A 16,642-nucleotide genomic window follows, 5' to 3' on the forward strand; every position below is an offset into this window, starting at 1 on the left:
CCGCGCCTCCGACGGAGACGCGCGCATCCCGCCCCGGCGTCACGAGCCTAGCCGAACAGCTTCCCGACCACGCCCTTGATGGCGTCGGCTGCGCCGTCCACGTTCTGTCCGGTCAGCGCCGCCAGCGCGGGTCCGCGGATTGGCTCCGGGAGCTTCTCGCCGATGAAGTCTCGGACGACCTCGGCCACCTTCGTGGCCTGCGCCTCACTCGAGTCCGCCTTGTTCACCAACTGCTGAATCAGCTCTTTCATGGACGAACCTCGCTTCTCGAACTCGGCTAACGCCACCCCGCCCGGAGCGCACGCCGCGCACGGGGCAGAGGAGCCATCACTCACCGAGGTGATGCCGTCGCTGACGATCACGAGCCGGGCGCGCGAAGGTTCGAGTCGTTCGGCGCCCGCGTCGAAGCGACGACGACCGCGAGCGCCAGGGTTGGGGTAGAATGGCGGCGGCATGGGTCGGAGCAGCGTTCGCATCGCTCTCTTGGCGTCGATGACAGCCGTCGCGTGCGCGGCGGACGAGTCGTCCGGCCCGAGCCACGCCGGGGGAGGAGGAGCCGGCGGCGTCGGCGGAGGCTTGGTGACCGGCGGCTCCTGGGCGAGCGGTGGCTCGAGTGGCGGGGGCGCGGGGGCGGCCGGCACGGGAGGAGGCGCTTGCGTGCCGAAGAGTTGCGCCGAGGCGAACCTGTCGTGCGGTAAAGCGCCCGACGACGGCTGCGGGAACCCCCTCGACTGCGGCCCGTGTTGCAGCAACACCTGTACCAAGCTCGTGGATGACGATCTCACCGACGGCAATACGGACGCCGCGCAGGAGGGCGGCGCGTTCGTGGCCGGCGGCTGGCAGACCGTGGCGCTCGAAAACCGCCTGGTCTACGACTTGGGCAAGCCCGTCCCCTGCGGTCGCTTCGAGATCGTCGCCAAGAACCTGGACCCGACCAAGCAGGTGGTCGACAAGAACGGCAAGCAGTGCCCCTACGATGGATGTCAGGGCGAAGGCGGCACCGCTCCGGGCAAATGGTGCGAGTGCGACGCCATGCCCATCGGGCTGTTCGAGAGCCCCCATGGCAGCATGCACAAGGCCGCAGCCGCCTGCGAGTCGTGGGCCCACCTGCGCGTCTACGGCTACTTGCCCGACGTTCCGGGCTTCTGGGATGCCGCCAAGCTCGACTCGCACGTCAAGCTGAAAGCCGGCGCGCTGGGCTACGGCGGCGGCTTCGACAAGCAATCGCCCGCGGTGTTCGGCTGGGATCTCGACGCCGTGATGACGTTCAAGGCGCACTGGGAGAGCAACTCGTTCCAGCTCGAGGTGCTCAAAGGCGCGCAGTCGCTCTGGAACGTGACCGAGCCGTTGCTCTGGCCCGGTGAGCCAGGCTTCGAGGCCAACCCCGCGAAGTGCAGCGGTCCCAAGCACGCCGCGCCGTTCCGTTACCTCTTCGTCGGTCGCGATCACTTCGTGTATCCGGCAGCGCCCGTCGGCGCGATCTACCAGCGGGTCACGGTGTACGACTGCAGCGCGAGCTGATGCCGCGCGGCGCGCTTCGAGCGTGGTCGCCGCCAGCGCGGGGATCTGCCCTCACTTCTTCGCGCGCACCAGCTTCACCCAGTTGTTCCGGCGTCCTTCGTCGAACCAGACGATGTCCCGGGACACCGGCCAGAACGTGTAGGTGAAGTCCGAAGGCTCCACCTTCTTGCCCTCGTACCCTCTGGCGTTGGATTCGACGCGCCAGAGGCCCGTGACGACGAATTGCTTCTGGTCGTTCACCCGCGCTTCCTTGGTCTCGGAAGTGATGGTGTGGTCGGGCCAGTTCGGGTCGGCGTGCACGCGGTGGCTGGTGACGACCAGCTTCCTGCCCTCGAGCTTCACGAACGTGCGGAAGTTCTTGCCCGCGCTGGCGTCCTCTGCCCAGTCGCCCTGAATGAGCGGCGCGAAGTCCGCGTCCTTCACGTCCAGCATCATGCCTTCGAACGAAGCGGGCGCGTAGGCGACGTGCTTCTGCTCGAGGTACGCAACGAAGGCCACGAAGATCTGGTGATACAGGTGATGATCCAGCTCGTGCATGTTGGGGATCACGAGTCGGTCGTGAGCGAAGGCGATCTTCGACACGAGCGCGTCGAGGGCGATCTGGCGAATGCAGGCGTCTGCGTGACGGAGCCACGGGACCAGATCGAGGAGTGCGGCGTCGTTCGGGATCGGAACCTTGTCCGCGGTGGCGCGGAGTAGCGTGTAGGTCGCGTGCCCGTGCTTCGGGCAGACCATCGTCACCCCGTTCCCTTCGGAGAGCGTCGCGGGCGCGGGCAGCTTCTCCTCGTAGCGCTGGAACAGCTCGTCGATCTTGGTCGGAGGCTTCTTCGTCGTGGGAAGCGGAGCGCTGCTCGCAACCGGGACCGGGGACGCGGGCGGCGCACTCGTAGCTGGGACGTTCTGGTCCGTCGAACGGCAGCTCACCAAGAGGAGCAATCCGAGCAAAGAAGTGCGCATCAGGCGAGGATACACCCGGGTTTCTACCGCCCAAGTGCCGGGGCGTTTAGGCGGTAATGCTCCCCGTCGGCGCTCCGCCGCCCTTGCTCCAGTTTGCGCCGGTCGCGGCGCCTGGGGTCAAGCTGAACCACTTCGCGTTCGTGGGCTGACAGCTGAAGCTGATGGCGATCGGGAAGGCCTGAGCCGTACGCCACTGTCAGTGCAGCCCCGCGCCCGGCCACGACCTCCGGCGGCGTCATGTCGCTGCTCGCGCTCACGCGGCTAGGGGGACGCGTTCGTCCGAAGTGGCAACGCCATCGCTTCGGCGAGACGTTGGCATGCCGAACCTTGACTGACACGCGCGGAGGCTGGCCCTCGCCCGCGAAGTCCTCTCACCCGCGGCGCCACGCTCAATAACAGCTGAAGACCACCACCGTGAGGTAGCCGGCGACCGCGTGGATCTTCGCGTGCGCGGCGTCCTTGCCGACCCAGAAGATGCTCTGCGGAGCGCAATTCAGCGTCGGGTGAGCGACGCTTGCTTCATAGTCGCCCGGCTCGACCTCGAAGATGATGCCACCCTGAGTGTTCGACGTCGTCGTGAGAGTCGGGTCAGGGAGGTGCGACGTGTTGAAGTACACCGGGCCCTCCACACCCGCGCTCGGCGTGAGAGATGCCGTCGCGTTGCCGAGGCTTCCCCCCCCACCCGGCTGCACGTGCATACCGATGAGTGCCTTGCTGCTCAGCGGACCGGTGAATTTGGCGGCCTGCGCGTAAGCCTGCATCGCCAGGTCGCTCGAGCAGGCGCAGGTGCGGCAGGGCTACGAGCGAGACCGGCGGGGGCATGGAAGCGTTTCCTAACCTACATGGCCGCAGGACATGGAATCGGCTCAACGCGCGTAACCAGCTGAATGTATGTCCGTTTCTGCGGTGTCATTCCGGGAGACGGGCGCTCGTCCGAGCAGAAGGAGCTGCTCCCAGGCGGCAGACGTCGAGCGCTGGCCGGAGCAGGTCGCGAGACCCTTGCTCGGCGTCGTGAGGCTCCAGTGTCCCCGGGTGCGGTCGCTCACGCGGCCAGCACGCGCACTGCGGGGAAGAAGGCCTGGAGCCGCAGGAAGTCGCCCACGTCGGACGTGTACACGATGTCGCCGCGCTGCGCGGCCGACGCCATCACGACCGCGTCGGCGAGAGTCGCGCCGCGGACGGCCGCTAGTGCCTCGCCCGCGGCCAAAGCGAGAGTTTCCTGCATGGGCTCGATCGTGACCATGCGCCGAATCAGGTCACGCAGGTCGCTACGACCTCTCCACCATTCCGCCAGGACGACGACCGGGACCGTGATCGGGACAGCGTCTCGGGTCGCGACGTCGATGACCTTGCGCATCCGCTGTCGCCTCCTCTCCAGAGCGAGCAGCGCACCGGTGTCCAGCGTCAGCCCCACCATTGTCTTCGGATCTCGGCCGCCTCGGCGTCGGTCGCGAGCTCGTCGGCGTCGAGCTTTGACAGGAACTCACGTCGCGCTTCGATCTGGGCGACTGTCGCCAGCGCCTCCGTCACGATGGCAGAAACGCTCTTCTTCTTGCGCTTGGCGCGGGACCGGACCCACTTGGCCTGCTCGGCGCCGATGGACAGACTCAGCTTCTCGGTCGCGGCCATGACTACTCCTAGTAGGAACAGAATCCTACCTTGGGTAGTAGCAAACGGATCCACCGTGTCAACCCTGGCACGCGCTGTGGCTGCGGGGCTGCAAGCTCGGGGTCGAGGTCCGCCGGCAGGTGGTGCTCGGCGATCACATCGTCGACTTCCTGGTGCCCTCGGCGAAACTGATCATCGAGGTCGATGGCGCATACCACCAGCGGCGACGCGCAGCGGACTCGCGGCGCGAGCGGAAGCTCGGCCGCCTCGGCTACCGCGTGCTCCGGCTCGACGCGGAGCTCGTGCTCTCTGCGCTGCCGGCCGCGCTCCAGCAATAGAGGGACGCGCTCGTGGGCTGAGGCGCGCGGTCGCTCCTCTGCCTCTGAGACAAGAACTTCTTCTTCTTTCGTGGCATCGTGGCGTCGTGGCGTCGTGGCGCAACTCTGTCAGAACGCGTTGATCCCCGTGAACGCCATGCCCAGCACCAAAGTGTGCACCTCGTGCGTGCCTTCGTAGGTGTAGACGCTCTCCAGGTTCAGCATGTGGCGGATGGCGGGGTACTCGAGCAGGATGCCGTTGCCGCCCAGGATGCCGCGGCAGGCGCGGGCGGTCTCGAGCGCCACGCGCACGTTGTTGCGCTTGCAGAGCGAGACCTGATCGGGGCGGAGCTTGCCGTGCTTCTCCTTCAGCCGGGCGAAGTGCAGGGCCAGGATGTCCCCCTTGATGATCTCGCTGCCCATCTCGGCGAACTGCTCCTGGATCAGCTGCTTCGACGCGATGGGCACGCCGAACTGCACGCGGGTGCGGGCGTAGCTCACCGTCGAGTCGAAGCAGGCCTTGGCGGCGCCCAGGGCGCCCCAGGCGATGCCGAAGCGAGCCTGGGTCAGGCAGCCGAGCGGCGCCTTGAGGCCCTGGCCGTTCGGCAGCATGTTCGCCTCCGGCACGCGGCACTCGTCCAGCACGATTTCGCCCGTCTCGCTGGCGCGCAGGCTCATCTTGCCGTGGATCTTCGGGGTCTCGAAGCCCTTCGCGCCGCGCTCGACGATGAAGCCGCGGATCGACTCGGGACCGCCGTCCTCCACCTTCGCCCACACGATCGCGAGGTGCGCAAGGGGCGAGTTGGTGATCCACATCTTGGTGCCGCTGAGCACCCACTCGTTGCCGTCTTTGCGCGCGCGCGTGGTCATCGAGCCCGGGTCGGAGCCGCTGTCCGGCTCGGTCAGCCCGAAGCAGCCGATCAGCTCGGCCTTGGCCATCTTCGGTAAGTACTTCTGTTTCTGGTCCTCGCTGCCGTAGGCCCAGATCGAGTACATGGCGAGGGAGCCCTGGACGCTGACGAAGCTGCGCAGGCCGCTGTCGCCGTACTCGAGCTCCTGCAGGATGAGCCCGTATTGCACCGGGCTCATGCCCGCGCAGCCGTAGCCCTTCAGGCCGGCACCGAGCAGGCCCATCTCGGCTATCTCGGGGATCAGATCGGTGGGGAACTGCTCCTCCTCGAAGAGCTGGCCGGCCCGCGGCAGGTAGCGCTCGCGCACGAAGCGGCGCACGGCGTCGCGCACCATGATCTCGTCCTCGGTCAGGTGGGCGTCGAGGGCACTCAGCTGGTCCAGTGTCACGGGGTCGGTGGCCATGCGCGGCGGTCTATCACGGCGGATGGGCGAGGGGAGCCTCGAGCATGGACCCGCAGGAAACTGGGCCAAACCCGCACAGGACCGCTAGCGACGGCGGAAGAGCCATGGCCCTCGCCACCCGCTTCGCCCGACTCTCGGTGGCCCTGCTCGGCCTCTCCTTCGCCAGCTGCGAGGTGGAGAGCGTGCTCGGAGCTCGAAGCGCCCTCTCGAGGCAGATGCCGCGGGCCCGGCGCTTCGTGCAGGTCGCCGCCTCGCGGGTTCCCGAGCGACCATTGCCGGAGGCGGCGCCCACGCCGGGAGGCGACCCGAACGGCGAGACCCAGCCGGCGAGCTTCGAGACCGGCGACGTGCTCGCCGAGCCCGCCGAGGCGGAGGAGGGCGGGAGCGAGGCCGCCGCGCCCGGACCCGAGGCAAGCGTGGACGCCGAGCTCGCCCTCGCCGCCACGAGCAAAGAGACCTTCGTCTACGCGTCGCCGAGCTGGCGCGCGAAGAAGATAGGGTACCTGCGCGGCGGAGCGATCGTGAAGCGCTCGCCCGAGCCGGTGGGCGACGGCGGCTGCGCGGGTGGCTGGTACCGCATCGCGCCTCAGGGCTTCGTGTGCGTGGGCAAGAACGCGACCCTCGACGTCAATCACCCGCTGGTGACGGCCTCGGCGCGGCGCCCGGATCGCCACGCCGCGCTGCCCTACGCCTACGGCATGTCGGCGTTCCCGACGCCACCGTTCTACACCAAGGTCCCGAGCCCGAAGGAGCAGGGTCTGGTCGAGCAGGACCTGGTGCACCACGCGCGAAGGAAGCCCGATCCGGCTTGGGACGACGTGCCATTCGAGCCCATCCCCGACCTGATCGCCGGCGGCCGGCAGGTGATGAGCTGGAACGGCGTGCGCCACTCGTCTGGCAGCTTGTACCTGGGGCGCGCCGTGCCCAAGAGCGGCTTCGCGTTCCTCGACTTCTTCGAGCACGAGGGGCGCCGCTTCGGTCTCAGCGTGGATCTCGACGTGGTCCCGCTCGACCGCATGCGTCGGGTCGCGCCGAGTGCGTTCCACGGCCTCTCCCTCGACGCCGAGACCACTCTGCCGGTGGTGTTCGTCATGACCAAAGGGGCGCAGCTCTACTCCGGCGATCCGCGCTCGACGGGGCTCGTGCCCGTGCGCCCGCTCGGGTACCGCGAGGCGCTGGCGGTCACGCCCTTGCGCGTTCGGAGGAACGGAGTCGGCTACGCCCAGACCAAGAGCGGCGAGTGGCTCCGAGAGGACCACCTGGTGCGCGTCGAGCCGATGCGGAATCGGCCAGGCTGGGCAACCGACGGCCGCACCTGGGTCGACGTGTCGATTCTGAAGCAAGTCCTGGTGGCCTACGAGGGCCAGAAGCCCGTGTACGTGACGCTGGTCTCGACCGGGGCCGACGGCCTCGGCGACCCCAAGGAGACTCATTCCACGGTGCGCGGGCAGTTTCTGATTCACACCAAGCACGTGACCGCCACCATGAGCGGCGACGAGCTCGGAGACGAGTTCGATTTGCGCGACGTGCCGTACGTGCAGTACTTCCAGGCCGGCTACGCGTTCCACGCGGCGTACTGGCACGACTCGTTCGGTCGCCCGCGCAGCCACGGCTGCGTGAACCTGTCGCCCCTCGACGCGCGCTGGCTGTTTCACTGGACCGATCCGCCGGTTCCGCAGGGCTGGCACGGCGCGATGAGCCTGCGCCAAGGCACGCTGGTCCACATTCACCCCTGACGCGACACTCGCCGCCGTCCGAGCCGCGCGCTCAGCGATCGATCCGGAGCGCGTATTCGTGCAGCGACACCGCCCCGGCGGTCAGCCGCGCGAAGACGTGCTCCATCGGCCAGGCCTCGCGACCGGAGGGGAGCACCAGGCGATAGCTCGTGGGTCCCAGCTCCAGGCTGTCCCGCTTCGACCAGTCGGCGCCGGTCTCCCGCCTGAGCACCTCGCCCAGGTAGGCGCCGAGCAGCACCGTGGCGCGGCGCGCCCAGCGCGTGTCTGCGTGAAGGGGCGCGCGCTTTGGCGCGATTCTCTCGACGTGCTCGTCCAGCGCGTTCAGGCTGGCCATCGAGCCGTCCAGCCCGCTTCCGGTGCGCTCGGCGCACAAGACCGAGATCACCGAACGCTCGAGCGCGACGGCGTAGTGAGGGAGGCGCGAAGGCGCCGGCCACTGCGCCGGATCCCAGGGGCAGAGCGGCGTCACTGCGGGGAGGTGTGGCAACACGGTCTTGTCGCTCGCCACCGCTTCCGCGCGGCTCGCCGCTGCCGACAAGTCCCCTCTTCCGGCGAGCGCGGCGAGCACCAGCGCGAAGGGGCGAAAGGCGCCCTGCTCGCCGGTGACCTCGCGGGACGCGGGGTCGTCGAGAGTGCCTGACCAGCGGGCGCGGTAGCAGAGTCGCAGCGATTCGCCGACGTAGGCTCCGATCAACGTCGCCAGCGGGTGGTCGATGGCGACCTCGGCTGCACCGCGCGACAGCAGCGCGAACAGGTCGGCGATGCGCAGCAGGCTCCAGGGCGTCTGATCGAACGGCGCGAGGTCGCGGGAAATCGGAGCCACGGTGAGAAAGCTGGCAGCCACTGCGGCCAGTGCCGGCGGCTCGTGCCGCGTCGCGGCCGAGACTTGCGAGAGCGTGTCGGCCCCGAGCTGGGCGAAGGTCTCGAATGCTTGTCTCCAGTGGCCCTGTACGACCGCCATCTCGAGCGGGCCCCACAAGCTCGACGCCTCCGTGTCCGGGCTGGCCGCCGGGGCGTAGATGCTCTCGGGCTTGGTGACGAGCTCGAACAGCTCCTCGCCGTGGGCCTCGAGGCTCGCCCCGAGGGCGGCCGCCTCGGCCGGGCTCTTGTCCCGGAGCAAGGCGCTCGCGCGCTTCACGTCGTCGGGCCGACCGAGCCTCGCTGCGGCCATGGCCAGCGCTGCGTAGGCGTCTGCGCTCGGCTCGAGAGCGATGGCGCGTTCGGCGAGCCGAAGCGCGCGCAGCGCGTCGCCGGAGTGCGCCTCGACGCAGGCTCGCAGGCCGAGCAGCAGACCCTCGTGCGGACCGCCGTCGCCCACCAGCTCCCGGAGCGCCAGCGAGGCGTACGACACCAGCTCCGGATCCGCGCTGCGCCGAGCGCGGCGCAGGGCCGCCCAGGCGTAGGTCAGGCGGATCGTCGGCTGGATCGGATCTTCCTCGTGGGCCCGAGCAGCCTGTTCGAGCCCGAAATCGACCTCGCCCAGCTCGAGCGCCAGGCGGGCCACGCCGGCGCGGATGGTCGGCTCGAGGAGTGGCGCAGCGCCCAGGCGTCGCGCGACCTCGACGGCTTCCGCGCCTCGCCCGGCTCGGGCAAGAGCGCGGGCTTTGAGCAAAGCGTGGTCCGGCTCCGCCGGATCGCCGCGCGTCGCGAGCACGTTCAGCGCTTCGTCAGCTCTGCCCGCGTCGAGAAGCCCCGCCACCTCGAACAAGCTGGCGCGCTCGGCCGGCGCTGGGGGTTCGGTACCGATGATGGGCTCGGTGTACTGCCGGCGGGCTGCCGGCGAGCTCGAGCCCGCCGGCCGTCCCGGGCCCGTGCTCTTCTTGCGCAGCGAGACCGCCTCGGAGGCGCTGGGCGTCGACGAGTATCGGGCGCCGGCGATGGGCTCTGAGTCCCGCGCGCGCACGGGCGCACGCTCGGTCAGCTGCAGGCTCTCCTCCCGCGGTCCAGCTGGTGGCGCCGCTGGCCTCGCCGGCGTCCGTCGGGCGGGCGCTGCCTCCGCCGCGAAGCCCGGCGGGGGTGCCCCGGCTATCTCCAGGTCCGGGATCGACCCCGGGCGGGCCGCCTTGGCCTCGTGAGCGACGTCAGGCACGCGTCCCGCCCGGGGGATCTCCGGGGTACCGAGTCGCGGGCGCTCGGGGAGATGACGAGACCCGAAGGCGATCTCGATCTCGGGTCCCGGCGGCTGACTGCCGAGCGATGCGGGCGGCGGCCGCGAGCTCCGCGGCACCGGCGCCTGCTTGACCAAGGTCCCGGCCTTTGCCTGCGCGAGCAGCGCTTCCGCCTCCGGGAAGTCGTGCGTCTCGTTCAGGACGCGCACCAGACGCTCGATCAGGCTCTCCTCGTCCAGCGTGCCGCGCAGGTAGAGCAGTCGAGAAGCGAGGTAGGTCGTGGCGTGACGGAAGAAGTAGTTGTCCCCGAGCTGGGCGAGCAGGTGCTGCGCTTCGTCGAGCTCGCCCGAGTCGAGCTTGCGGTCGATGACCGCGAGCCGAGGATGATCCAGCGGGCTCCTGCTCATCGACCGGGAAGTCTAGAGCACATCGTGGAACCTCGCGAGCGCCCGCTCGCTCACAGGCTCTTCGCGCAGCGGAAGCCGATGGCGGGGTGGCGGCGCTCCGGCTCGGCGGCGAAGCGGAAGCTCGGGTGCAGCCATTCCTCGCGGGCGCCGTTCCAGGACCCGCCTCGGATCACCTTCTTCTCGCCGCTCGACGGACCGGTCGGGTTCTTCTGCTCTGCGGCCGTGTAGCTTCCCTCGAAGTCGGCCACCCACTCCCAGACGTTTCCCACCACGTCCTTCGGGCCGAAGCGCGAGTCCCCCTTCGGGAACTTGCCGACGGGTGACGTGGCCGAGAATCCGTCGCTCTCGCTCTCGAACAGCACCAGCACGCCCACGCCCGCCTTCTTCGACCAGGTCACGCAGTCCAGATCGCAGGCGTTCAGGTGCGCCACCGTGGGCTTGTCGTCACCCCAGGGGAACACGCGACCGTCGGGGCCCCGCGTCGCGTACTCCCACTCGGCCTCGGTCGGCAGCCGCTTGTCGTTCTTGCGACAAAAGGTGTCGGCATCGCGCCACGAGATGCAGTTCATCGGGTGCTGCTCGCGCCCGCTCGCGTCGATGTTGCAGAGCGGGAGGAAGGCCTTCTCTTCGTGGGGCTTCATCTTGACGTAGCCGACCTCCGGCTTGAGCCGCCGGCAGGCGCCCGTCTGGCTGCACTTCTGGTAGTCCGCGACCGTGACTTCGGTCGAGTCCATGCAGAAGCCGTCTAGGGAGACGTTGTGGGCGGGCTTCTGGTTGTCCTCGGCCGCCTTGTCGTCCGAGCCCATGTAGAACTGCCCGGCGGGGATCTTGAACATGGCTCCGGGGCAGCTGTCGGACTTCGCCGGGGCCGTGACCGGCGCGCTCGCGACCGGCGCGCCGAGCTCCGCACTGACCGTGGGGGTCGCGGCGGGGCGAGTGGGCTTGTCGGAGTCCGGGCGGAGCGCGAAGAAGGCGACGCCGCCCAGCGCGGCCAGGGCGACCACGCCGGCGGCGATCATCCCGGTCTTGCTCTTGGCTGCGCCCGGCGCCGACGGCGCCGGCGTGAGCGTGGAGGGATCCACGGTGACCGCGGAGTGGGCCCGGTTCAACGCGGGCTCGGTCTTGGCGGGTTGGATTGGCGTGATGGCGGAGCGCAGGGAGTCCGGCATCGCCATGGTCGCTCCCAGGGCCTCGGCGCTGGCGGCTCGGCTGCCACTGGCTGCGGCCTCCAGCGCCGCCCAGAACTCGGAGGCGCGGGAGTAGCGCGCCGTAGGTTGCACGGAGAGCGCCTTGGCGAGGACGGCCTCCACCTCGTCGCTCACCACCGCACCCAGCGTGCGCGGCGTCGGGCGCTTCTCGGGGTGACCGGCCGAAAACGCAAGCTGTACCAGATCCTCGCCGTCGAGCGCTGGTTTGCCCACCAGCATCTCCACCGCGACCAGCGCCAGCGCGAACACGTCCGTCCAGGGTCCGGTGGCGCCGTAGCTCCGGCTGAACTGCTCGGGAGCGCCGTACTGCGGGGTGAACGAGGTGATGTTCGTGCCGGTCTTGGCCAACGCCGCTTTCATCTGCGTGTTGTCGGTGATCATCTTGGCCACGCCGAAGTCGAGGATCTTCACCGTGACCGAGCCCTGGCGCGGATCGTCGCCGAGCACGAAGATGTTCGGTGGCTTCACGTCGCGGTGTGCGATGCCTCGACCGTGCGCCGCAGCGACCGGGCCGAGCAGGCGCAACACCTCCTGCAACGAGAAGCGCGGGTGTCCGGCCTTGACCTCCGAGACGATGACGTCCTCGAGCGAGCGGCCTTCGAGCCACTCCAGCACCATGAAGGGCATCCAGCGGCCCTCCGGCGTGGTGTAGGTGCCGACGTCGCGAGCTTGCACGATCGCCGCCGTCTGGCTCGAGAGCTCGGTCAGGAGCGCGCCTTCGTTGATGAAGTCCTGCTGCATCGCCTCGCGCTGATCGACGGCCACGCTGGACAGCTCGCTGAAGAACTTGATCGCGACGGGCTTCTTCCAGATCGTGTGCTCCGCTCGGTAGACGACGGCGAAGCCGCCTTCGCCCACGGCGCGCTCGATCTTGTATTTGTCGGCGACGATTTCGCCGGCGATGCCCAAGGGGTCGCGTACCGTCATCTAGGCTTCCTCCGCTTCGAGCGATCCGAGCAGCGCTCCGCGCGCGGCCAAGTCTGCGAGCAGCCGGGCCATCCCGTCCAGTACCGAAGCGTCCACGGCGTGTCCCGCTTCGGCGCATGCGGCCTCGATGGCGGCGCCCAGGGGCTCCCCCGCCAGCAGGCGCTCGAGGACCAGGCCGGCGAGGGGGCTCGTCTCCAGGTAGCGCACCTCGTGCTCCGGGCTCCGGTAGACCAGGAGCGCGGTCGGCTGGGCGAGCGGCGGGGTGCGATCGTCGACGTCGTCGCTCAGCCGATGGACCGCGTGGTCGTAGCGCATCAGCCGGATGGCCTCGATGAAGCGGACGGGCGCGCCGAGCGCGAGCTCCCCGGGCTCCGCCCCGGGCGGGCGCGCGAGCTCGGAGGCGACCGCGATCTGCACCGCCTCGTGGCGCGCGAGATCCATCGCCCAAGCAGGGACGCGGGCGTCGGTGGGCCAGAACGGCGCGCAGAACTCCAGCAGCTCCGTCGTGACGTCGCGCAGGTAGCGGGAGCGCGGGGCCTGCTCCGCGAGATAGCGATCGAAGTACTCGTCGAACACCGGCCCGAGGCGCGCCATGCTGCGCGGGATGGCAGACTCCACCGCTTCGCGCAGCGTGCCCCTGACGAGCTTCCGGTAGACGAGCAGGCGCTCGGCGCCGTCGTCCAGGATCGCGTGCGCGTCCGCTTCGTCGACGCCGTTCCGGTCGAGCCACGCGCGGAGCGCGCCGCGGTCGTCCGGCGCGAAGCCCGGGCCGAACACCAGGTCCGCCATGGCCAGCTCAAGCGCTTCGGGCAAGCGGTGCCTCCTTCTTCGACATTGCTCGGTCGTACGCGGCCGAGAGCCGGCTCACCTCGTCCAAGAGCTCCGCGAGCTCTGGCACTTGGTTGTCGCGCTCGAGCAGCACCGGCACGGGTCCAACCCGCTCCAGCGTCCACGTGAGGAGCTCGATCACCGGATCGACCACCGGCGCGCCGTGGGTGTCGAGGATCAGGCCCGACTCCGTGCGCGTGTGCCCAGCGACGTGGATCTGGCGCACGCGCTCGAGCGGCAACGCCGCGATGAACTCCCGCGGGTCGAAGCCGTGGTTCTGCGCGTTGACCCAGACGTTGTTGACGTCGAGGAGCAGGCCCGCGTCGGCGCGCTCGAGCACCTCGCTGATGAAGTCGGCCTCCGGCAGCTCCCGCCGCCCGGGGTGGGCGTACCAGGTGATGTTCTCGACGAGCATCGGCAGGTCGAGGAAGTCTCGCGTCTGGCGCAGGCGCTCGGCGGCGCGCCGTGCGTTGGCGCTGCTCTGCTTGAGCGGGATGAGCTCGTGCATGAGGCGCGGTCCGGCGCTCGACAGGCAGAGGTGGTCGCTGTGCCACGGCGTGCCGAGGCGGCGCGTCTCGGCGCGGAGCTCCGTCAGGTAGTCGTCGCCGGGTGGCTCGCTCGCGCCCACCGACAGCGTGAGCCCGTGGGTCACGATGGGGTAGCGCTCGGCGATGCTCGCGAGCGCGGCGGGGTAGTAGCCCCCGCGGCGCATGTAGTTCTCGGGGCAGACCTCGAAGAACGCGACGTCGAGCGCGGGCCCGTCGAGGACCTCCTCGAGGAACTCCCAGCGCAGGCCGAGGCCCACACCGGTCAGCCTCCGCTCCGCGCCCGGCACGTCGCTCCTAGGGGTCAGCCGCAAGTGCCGGCGCCGCAACCCGCCTTGGCTCCGGCGGCCTTCTTGGTGGCGGGGGCCTTCTTCTTGGCCGCGGGCTTGGGGGCCGGCGCCGCGGTCGTGGTAGCCGCGGGTGCGGCGGGCGCCGCTTCGGTCGGGGCCGTCTCCTCTCCCGCCGGCTTTTCCGTGGCGACGCTCTCCCCGGCCGCAGGCTCGGCGGTCGCTTCCGACGCGGCCTCTTCGGGCGCGGACTCCGTCGCCGCAGGGACCTCCTTCGCCTCGACGGGGGACTCGGCGGGCGGGCTCGAGCCGCCGCAGGCGACGGCTCCGAGCGCGGCGAGGGTGGCTGCGATGTGGGTGAACGAGAGCTTGTGCGACATTTCCTCTGGACTCCTTGACGGGGCGAAAGATAGCGGCTTTTGGCCTGGCCGGCCCGGCTTTTGTCCGGTTCCGGGACAGTTTGCCCCGCTGACCCAAGTACTTACGCACCAGCGGGCGTGGGGTTTCGGCTCAGGGCTTCACGAGGGCGGCGGTGGCGGACAGCGTCACTCGGGCGTTGGCGCCGACCTTGGTGCCGATGAGCTTCATGCCCTGCGCCTGAAACACTCCGGCGGAATCCCGCGGCTTGATGTCGTGCGCGGCCAGCGTGACCACCACCGGACGCCGAGTCGTGAGCGCGATCCGCTCCGGCAGCGCGTCGGCGGTCGGGCGGGCGCCGTAGTCGAAGGCGACACGGATCGGGACCTCTACGTCGACGCGCACGCGATGCAAGAGCAGGTGGCCTTTCGCGGTCAGGGTCACGCTGCGGCGCTCCGCGCGCCGCTCCGCCCCCGCGTCGTCTTCGGGCAGCGCTGCCGGTTCCTCCGCGTCGGGCTCGGCCCGCTCCCGCCGCCCAGCATGAGCGCTCGGGCTGCTCGCGTCGGTCAGCGAGGTGATGGTGAAGACCGCCCAGCGCAGGCGCTCGCGGTCAGCCTCGGGGCGGGTCGCGCCGACGTCGAGCCAGTTCTGCGCATCCTGGCTACGCTCGTCGCTGCGGCCTGCGTCGCCATCCCCCTTGATCTCGATGCTGGCTACGTCCACCGCGAGCGTGCCGCGGCTCGCCGTCAGATCCGACAGGTTCACCGTGAGCTCGCCACGGCAGACGCGGAACGTACCGCGTGGCGTAGCTTCTTTGGCCTTGAGCTCGACCTTGGCTTCGCAGCGCTCGCTCACCACGTACTTCGCCGAGATCGCGGCGGCCGCGTCCGGCGGGTTCGCGAGCCAGGGCTCCTTGCGCTCCACGGGCGGGGGCTCTGGCTTCGAGCACGCGCCGAGCGCCAGCACGAGCCAGCCGAGCGCGCGTGCTCTCATCGCCACACTCCGACGCTCAGGCCCCAGCTGAAGTAGTGGCGCGCTCCGTCGAGCGCAGCCGCAAGTCGCCACTCCGTGTCTTCGTCGAAGATCCCGAACGCGGTCCATGGGAACAGCTTCTGGTCGAAGCCCAGGGTCCCGTGCAAGCGCGCTTTGGCTCCCCGCGACTCGAAGCGCGTGGGCTCGCCGTAGCTGCCCGCGCGGAGCTTCAGCCAGTGCGGGACGACCTCGGTTTCGACTCCCAGGCGAGGCGTGTACGTCGCCTTCCGCCCCGAGCGCTGCACCCTGCGCTCGATGAAGGACTCGACGCCCACGCTGTTTCTGACCGGACCGGTGATCAGGAGCGAGGTCGAGATCAGGACGTAGAACCGCTCCATCGCCTTGGCTCGCTGCCGCAGCCGCTCGCGCAACGTCCTGAGCGCCCGCTCGCGGTGCAACTCGTCCAGGCCCGCGTCGCTGGCGCTCTCCGCTTCCAAGGCCGCTTGGCGCGCGGCGGAGGGACGCTCGGCGGCGAGCGCCCGCTTCCGTCGCGCTCGCTCCAGCTCCTTCCAGCGCAGGTAGCGATCCAGCCGCGCCAGGGCCTCGTCGGGGTCGACCCAGCGCGGGTTGAGCGGGCGCGGCCCGAGCTGCAAGGCGAGCCCCACGTCGATGTCCCAGGGCAGCGTCACCTCGTTCGGCAGGTACAGGTCGATGCCGTTGCGGCTGACGACGCGGTCGCCGGCGGCGTCCTTCGGGACGTCCGCGCTGAGCTCGTTGGTGATCACCGCGGACCGGACGGCGACGCCGATTCGGTACGGATCTCCGTTCGGGCGGTACATCGTGCCGAGCTCCGCCGCCGCGCCTTCGATGTGGAACAGCTGCTTGGGCTCACCGGGCTCCGGAGCCTGGTTCTCGACCAGGAGCCCGGTGCCGCGGCTGCCCAGGCCGAGCAGGAACTGTCCGTCGAACCAGGAACGGGCGACCTGCAAGCGAACGCCGCCGAAGCGAGCGTTCAGGCCCAGGCTCTGCCCGTCCGCCGAGGCGACCTCGAACGTCGTGTAGTGAATCGACGCGCCCACACCCCAGCGACCGAGCTGGAGGTTTGCGGCGAGATCCAGGAACAAGGCGTCCGACTGCGACGCCGACACGCTGGTGCGGTCGCCGCTGTTGAACAGATCGTTGCCGCTGACGGCCGCGGGGAAGGTCAGCCCGAAGCCGAGGTCGTAGTCCGTGTGGTCGAAGGAGTGGACTGGGCGCATCGCCGGCGCCACGGGGTTCTGTGCGTTGCCGTCGACGCCCTCCGCGATGGCGACGTAGGCACCTGCCAGGCCGAGCACCCGCGTTCCGGCCAGCACGACGCCCTGGGTGAGATCGACTCGGTAGTCGCTGGTGGCAATCGTCGAGCCCTCCGGCCCGAGCGGACCCGCAGCCTGCGCAGTGGCTGCGGCGGTCAGCAGGGCGGCGAGAGCGCCGGCAGTTCCCAGGCGGCGGACGAGCACGGGGGCAGGATACTGCGCCCGAGCAGGAAGCGTGCAATAACGACCGGCGTC

16 protein-coding genes are annotated in these 16,642 nt (G+C 69.9%); 3 read left to right on the plus strand and 13 right to left on the minus strand.

The annotated features are described in order from the left end of the window. Nucleotides 1-47: 47 nt before the first annotated feature. On the minus strand, nucleotides 48-251 hold the full coding sequence (locus HS104_04625; protein MBE7479263.1) for a hypothetical protein: 204 nt from the start codon (nucleotides 249-251) through the stop codon (nucleotides 48-50). A gap of 202 nt (nucleotides 252-453) precedes the next feature. On the opposite strand from HS104_04625, the gene HS104_04630 reads away from it, so the two are divergent. Then, nucleotides 454-1,521 carry a hypothetical protein gene (locus tag HS104_04630; GenBank protein MBE7479264.1) on the plus strand — a complete coding sequence of 356 codons (1,068 nt, stop codon included), beginning with the start codon at nucleotides 454-456 and terminating at the stop codon, nucleotides 1,519-1,521. 51 nt (nucleotides 1,522-1,572) lie between these two features. Here the strand turns inward: HS104_04630 and HS104_04635 are convergent, their stop codons facing one another. The 4 genes from HS104_04635 to HS104_04650 form a co-directional block, all read right to left on the minus strand. Then, entirely contained in the window at nucleotides 1,573-2,478 is a 906-nt protein-coding gene (locus tag HS104_04635) for a hypothetical protein (GenBank protein ID MBE7479265.1), read from the minus strand. 389 nt (nucleotides 2,479-2,867) lie between these two features. Beyond that, complete coding sequence (locus HS104_04640) at nucleotides 2,868-3,239, minus strand: hypothetical protein (GenBank protein ID MBE7479266.1); 372 nt, start codon at nucleotides 3,237-3,239, stop codon at nucleotides 2,868-2,870. Between the two features lie 281 nt (nucleotides 3,240-3,520). Beyond that, nucleotides 3,521-3,835, minus strand: coding sequence for a hypothetical protein (locus tag HS104_04645; GenBank protein MBE7479267.1), 315 nt, complete (start codon nucleotides 3,833-3,835; stop codon nucleotides 3,521-3,523). Between the two features lie 47 nt (nucleotides 3,836-3,882). Next, complete coding sequence (locus HS104_04650; protein ID MBE7479268.1) at nucleotides 3,883-4,107, minus strand: hypothetical protein; 225 nt, start codon at nucleotides 4,105-4,107, stop codon at nucleotides 3,883-3,885. A 119-nt stretch (nucleotides 4,108-4,226) separates the two neighbouring features. Between HS104_04650 and HS104_04655 the strand changes: the two genes are divergently transcribed. Next, on the plus strand, nucleotides 4,227-4,424 hold the full coding sequence (locus HS104_04655) for a DUF559 domain-containing protein (protein ID MBE7479269.1): 198 nt from the start codon (nucleotides 4,227-4,229) through the stop codon (nucleotides 4,422-4,424). Nucleotides 4,425-4,532: 108 nt separating this feature from the next. Here HS104_04655 and HS104_04660 read toward each other — a convergent pair whose 3' ends face one another. Further along, nucleotides 4,533-5,717 carry an acyl-CoA dehydrogenase family protein gene (locus HS104_04660; GenBank protein MBE7479270.1) on the minus strand — a complete coding sequence of 395 codons (1,185 nt, stop codon included), beginning with the start codon at nucleotides 5,715-5,717 and terminating at the stop codon, nucleotides 4,533-4,535. A gap of 104 nt (nucleotides 5,718-5,821) precedes the next feature. Here HS104_04660 and HS104_04665 point away from each other — a divergent pair, with 104 nt between their 5' ends. Then, a complete protein-coding gene (locus tag HS104_04665) occupies nucleotides 5,822-7,453 on the plus strand; it encodes a L,D-transpeptidase family protein (GenBank protein ID MBE7479271.1) in 1,632 nt (543 codons plus the stop codon). A gap of 31 nt (nucleotides 7,454-7,484) precedes the next feature. Here the strand turns inward: HS104_04665 and HS104_04670 are convergent, their stop codons facing one another. From HS104_04670 to HS104_04700, 7 genes are all read right to left on the minus strand, one after another. Next, nucleotides 7,485-9,968, minus strand: a complete 2,484-nt coding sequence (locus HS104_04670; protein MBE7479272.1) for a hypothetical protein — start codon at nucleotides 9,966-9,968, stop codon at nucleotides 7,485-7,487. 50 nt (nucleotides 9,969-10,018) lie between these two features. Then, nucleotides 10,019-12,103, minus strand: a complete 2,085-nt coding sequence (locus HS104_04675; GenBank protein ID MBE7479273.1) for an SUMF1/EgtB/PvdO family nonheme iron enzyme — start codon at nucleotides 12,101-12,103, stop codon at nucleotides 10,019-10,021. Next, nucleotides 12,104-12,916 carry a putative DNA-binding domain-containing protein gene (locus tag HS104_04680; protein MBE7479274.1) on the minus strand — a complete coding sequence of 271 codons (813 nt, stop codon included), beginning with the start codon at nucleotides 12,914-12,916 and terminating at the stop codon, nucleotides 12,104-12,106. After that, nucleotides 12,900-13,745: a DUF692 domain-containing protein gene (locus HS104_04685; protein MBE7479275.1), complete on the minus strand. Its 846-nt coding sequence runs from the start codon at nucleotides 13,743-13,745 to the stop codon at nucleotides 12,900-12,902. The genes HS104_04680 and HS104_04685 overlap by 17 nt, the downstream gene beginning before the upstream one ends. A gap of 35 nt (nucleotides 13,746-13,780) precedes the next feature. After that, nucleotides 13,781-14,143, minus strand: a complete 363-nt coding sequence (locus tag HS104_04690; protein MBE7479276.1) for a hypothetical protein — start codon at nucleotides 14,141-14,143, stop codon at nucleotides 13,781-13,783. A gap of 130 nt (nucleotides 14,144-14,273) precedes the next feature. Further along, nucleotides 14,274-15,113 (minus strand): YceI family protein, encoded by an 840-nt coding sequence (locus HS104_04695; protein ID MBE7479277.1) that lies wholly within the window; start codon nucleotides 15,111-15,113, stop codon nucleotides 14,274-14,276. Then, a complete protein-coding gene (locus HS104_04700) occupies nucleotides 15,110-16,591 on the minus strand; it encodes a hypothetical protein (GenBank protein MBE7479278.1) in 1,482 nt (493 codons plus the stop codon). The genes HS104_04695 and HS104_04700 overlap by 4 nt, the downstream gene beginning before the upstream one ends. Nucleotides 16,592-16,642 lie beyond the last annotated feature (51 nt).

The sequence above is a fragment of the Polyangiaceae bacterium genome, from assembly GCA_015075635.1.
In the GTDB taxonomy this organism is placed as follows: domain Bacteria; phylum Myxococcota_A; class Polyangia; order Polyangiales; family Polyangiaceae; genus JADJKB01.

Coding starts and splice junctions, on each gene's coding strand:
- HS104_04665 (MBE7479271.1), top strand. CDS start 5,822: ATGGCCCTCGCCACCCGCTTCGCCCGACTCTCGGTGGCCCTGCTCGGC.
- HS104_04625 (MBE7479263.1), bottom strand. CDS start 251: ATGAAAGAGCTGATTCAGCAGTTGGTGAACAAGGCGGACTCGAGTGAG.
- HS104_04645 (MBE7479267.1), bottom strand. CDS start 3,835: ATGCGCAAGGTCATCGACGTCGCGACCCGAGACGCTGTCCCGATCACG.
- HS104_04635 (MBE7479265.1), bottom strand. CDS start 2,478: ATGCGCACTTCTTTGCTCGGATTGCTCCTCTTGGTGAGCTGCCGTTCG.
- HS104_04640 (MBE7479266.1), bottom strand. CDS start 3,239: ATGCAGGCTTACGCGCAGGCCGCCAAATTCACCGGTCCGCTGAGCAGC.
- HS104_04675 (MBE7479273.1), bottom strand. CDS start 12,103: ATGACGGTACGCGACCCCTTGGGCATCGCCGGCGAAATCGTCGCCGAC.
- HS104_04695 (MBE7479277.1), bottom strand. CDS start 15,113: ATGAGAGCACGCGCGCTCGGCTGGCTCGTGCTGGCGCTCGGCGCGTGC.
- HS104_04660 (MBE7479270.1), bottom strand. CDS start 5,717: ATGGCCACCGACCCCGTGACACTGGACCAGCTGAGTGCCCTCGACGCC.
- HS104_04690 (MBE7479276.1), bottom strand. CDS start 14,143: ATGTCGCACAAGCTCTCGTTCACCCACATCGCAGCCACCCTCGCCGCG.
- HS104_04630 (MBE7479264.1), top strand. CDS start 454: ATGGGTCGGAGCAGCGTTCGCATCGCTCTCTTGGCGTCGATGACAGCC.
- HS104_04670 (MBE7479272.1), bottom strand. CDS start 9,968: ATGAGCAGGAGCCCGCTGGATCATCCTCGGCTCGCGGTCATCGACCGC.
- HS104_04650 (MBE7479268.1), bottom strand. CDS start 4,107: ATGGCCGCGACCGAGAAGCTGAGTCTGTCCATCGGCGCCGAGCAGGCC.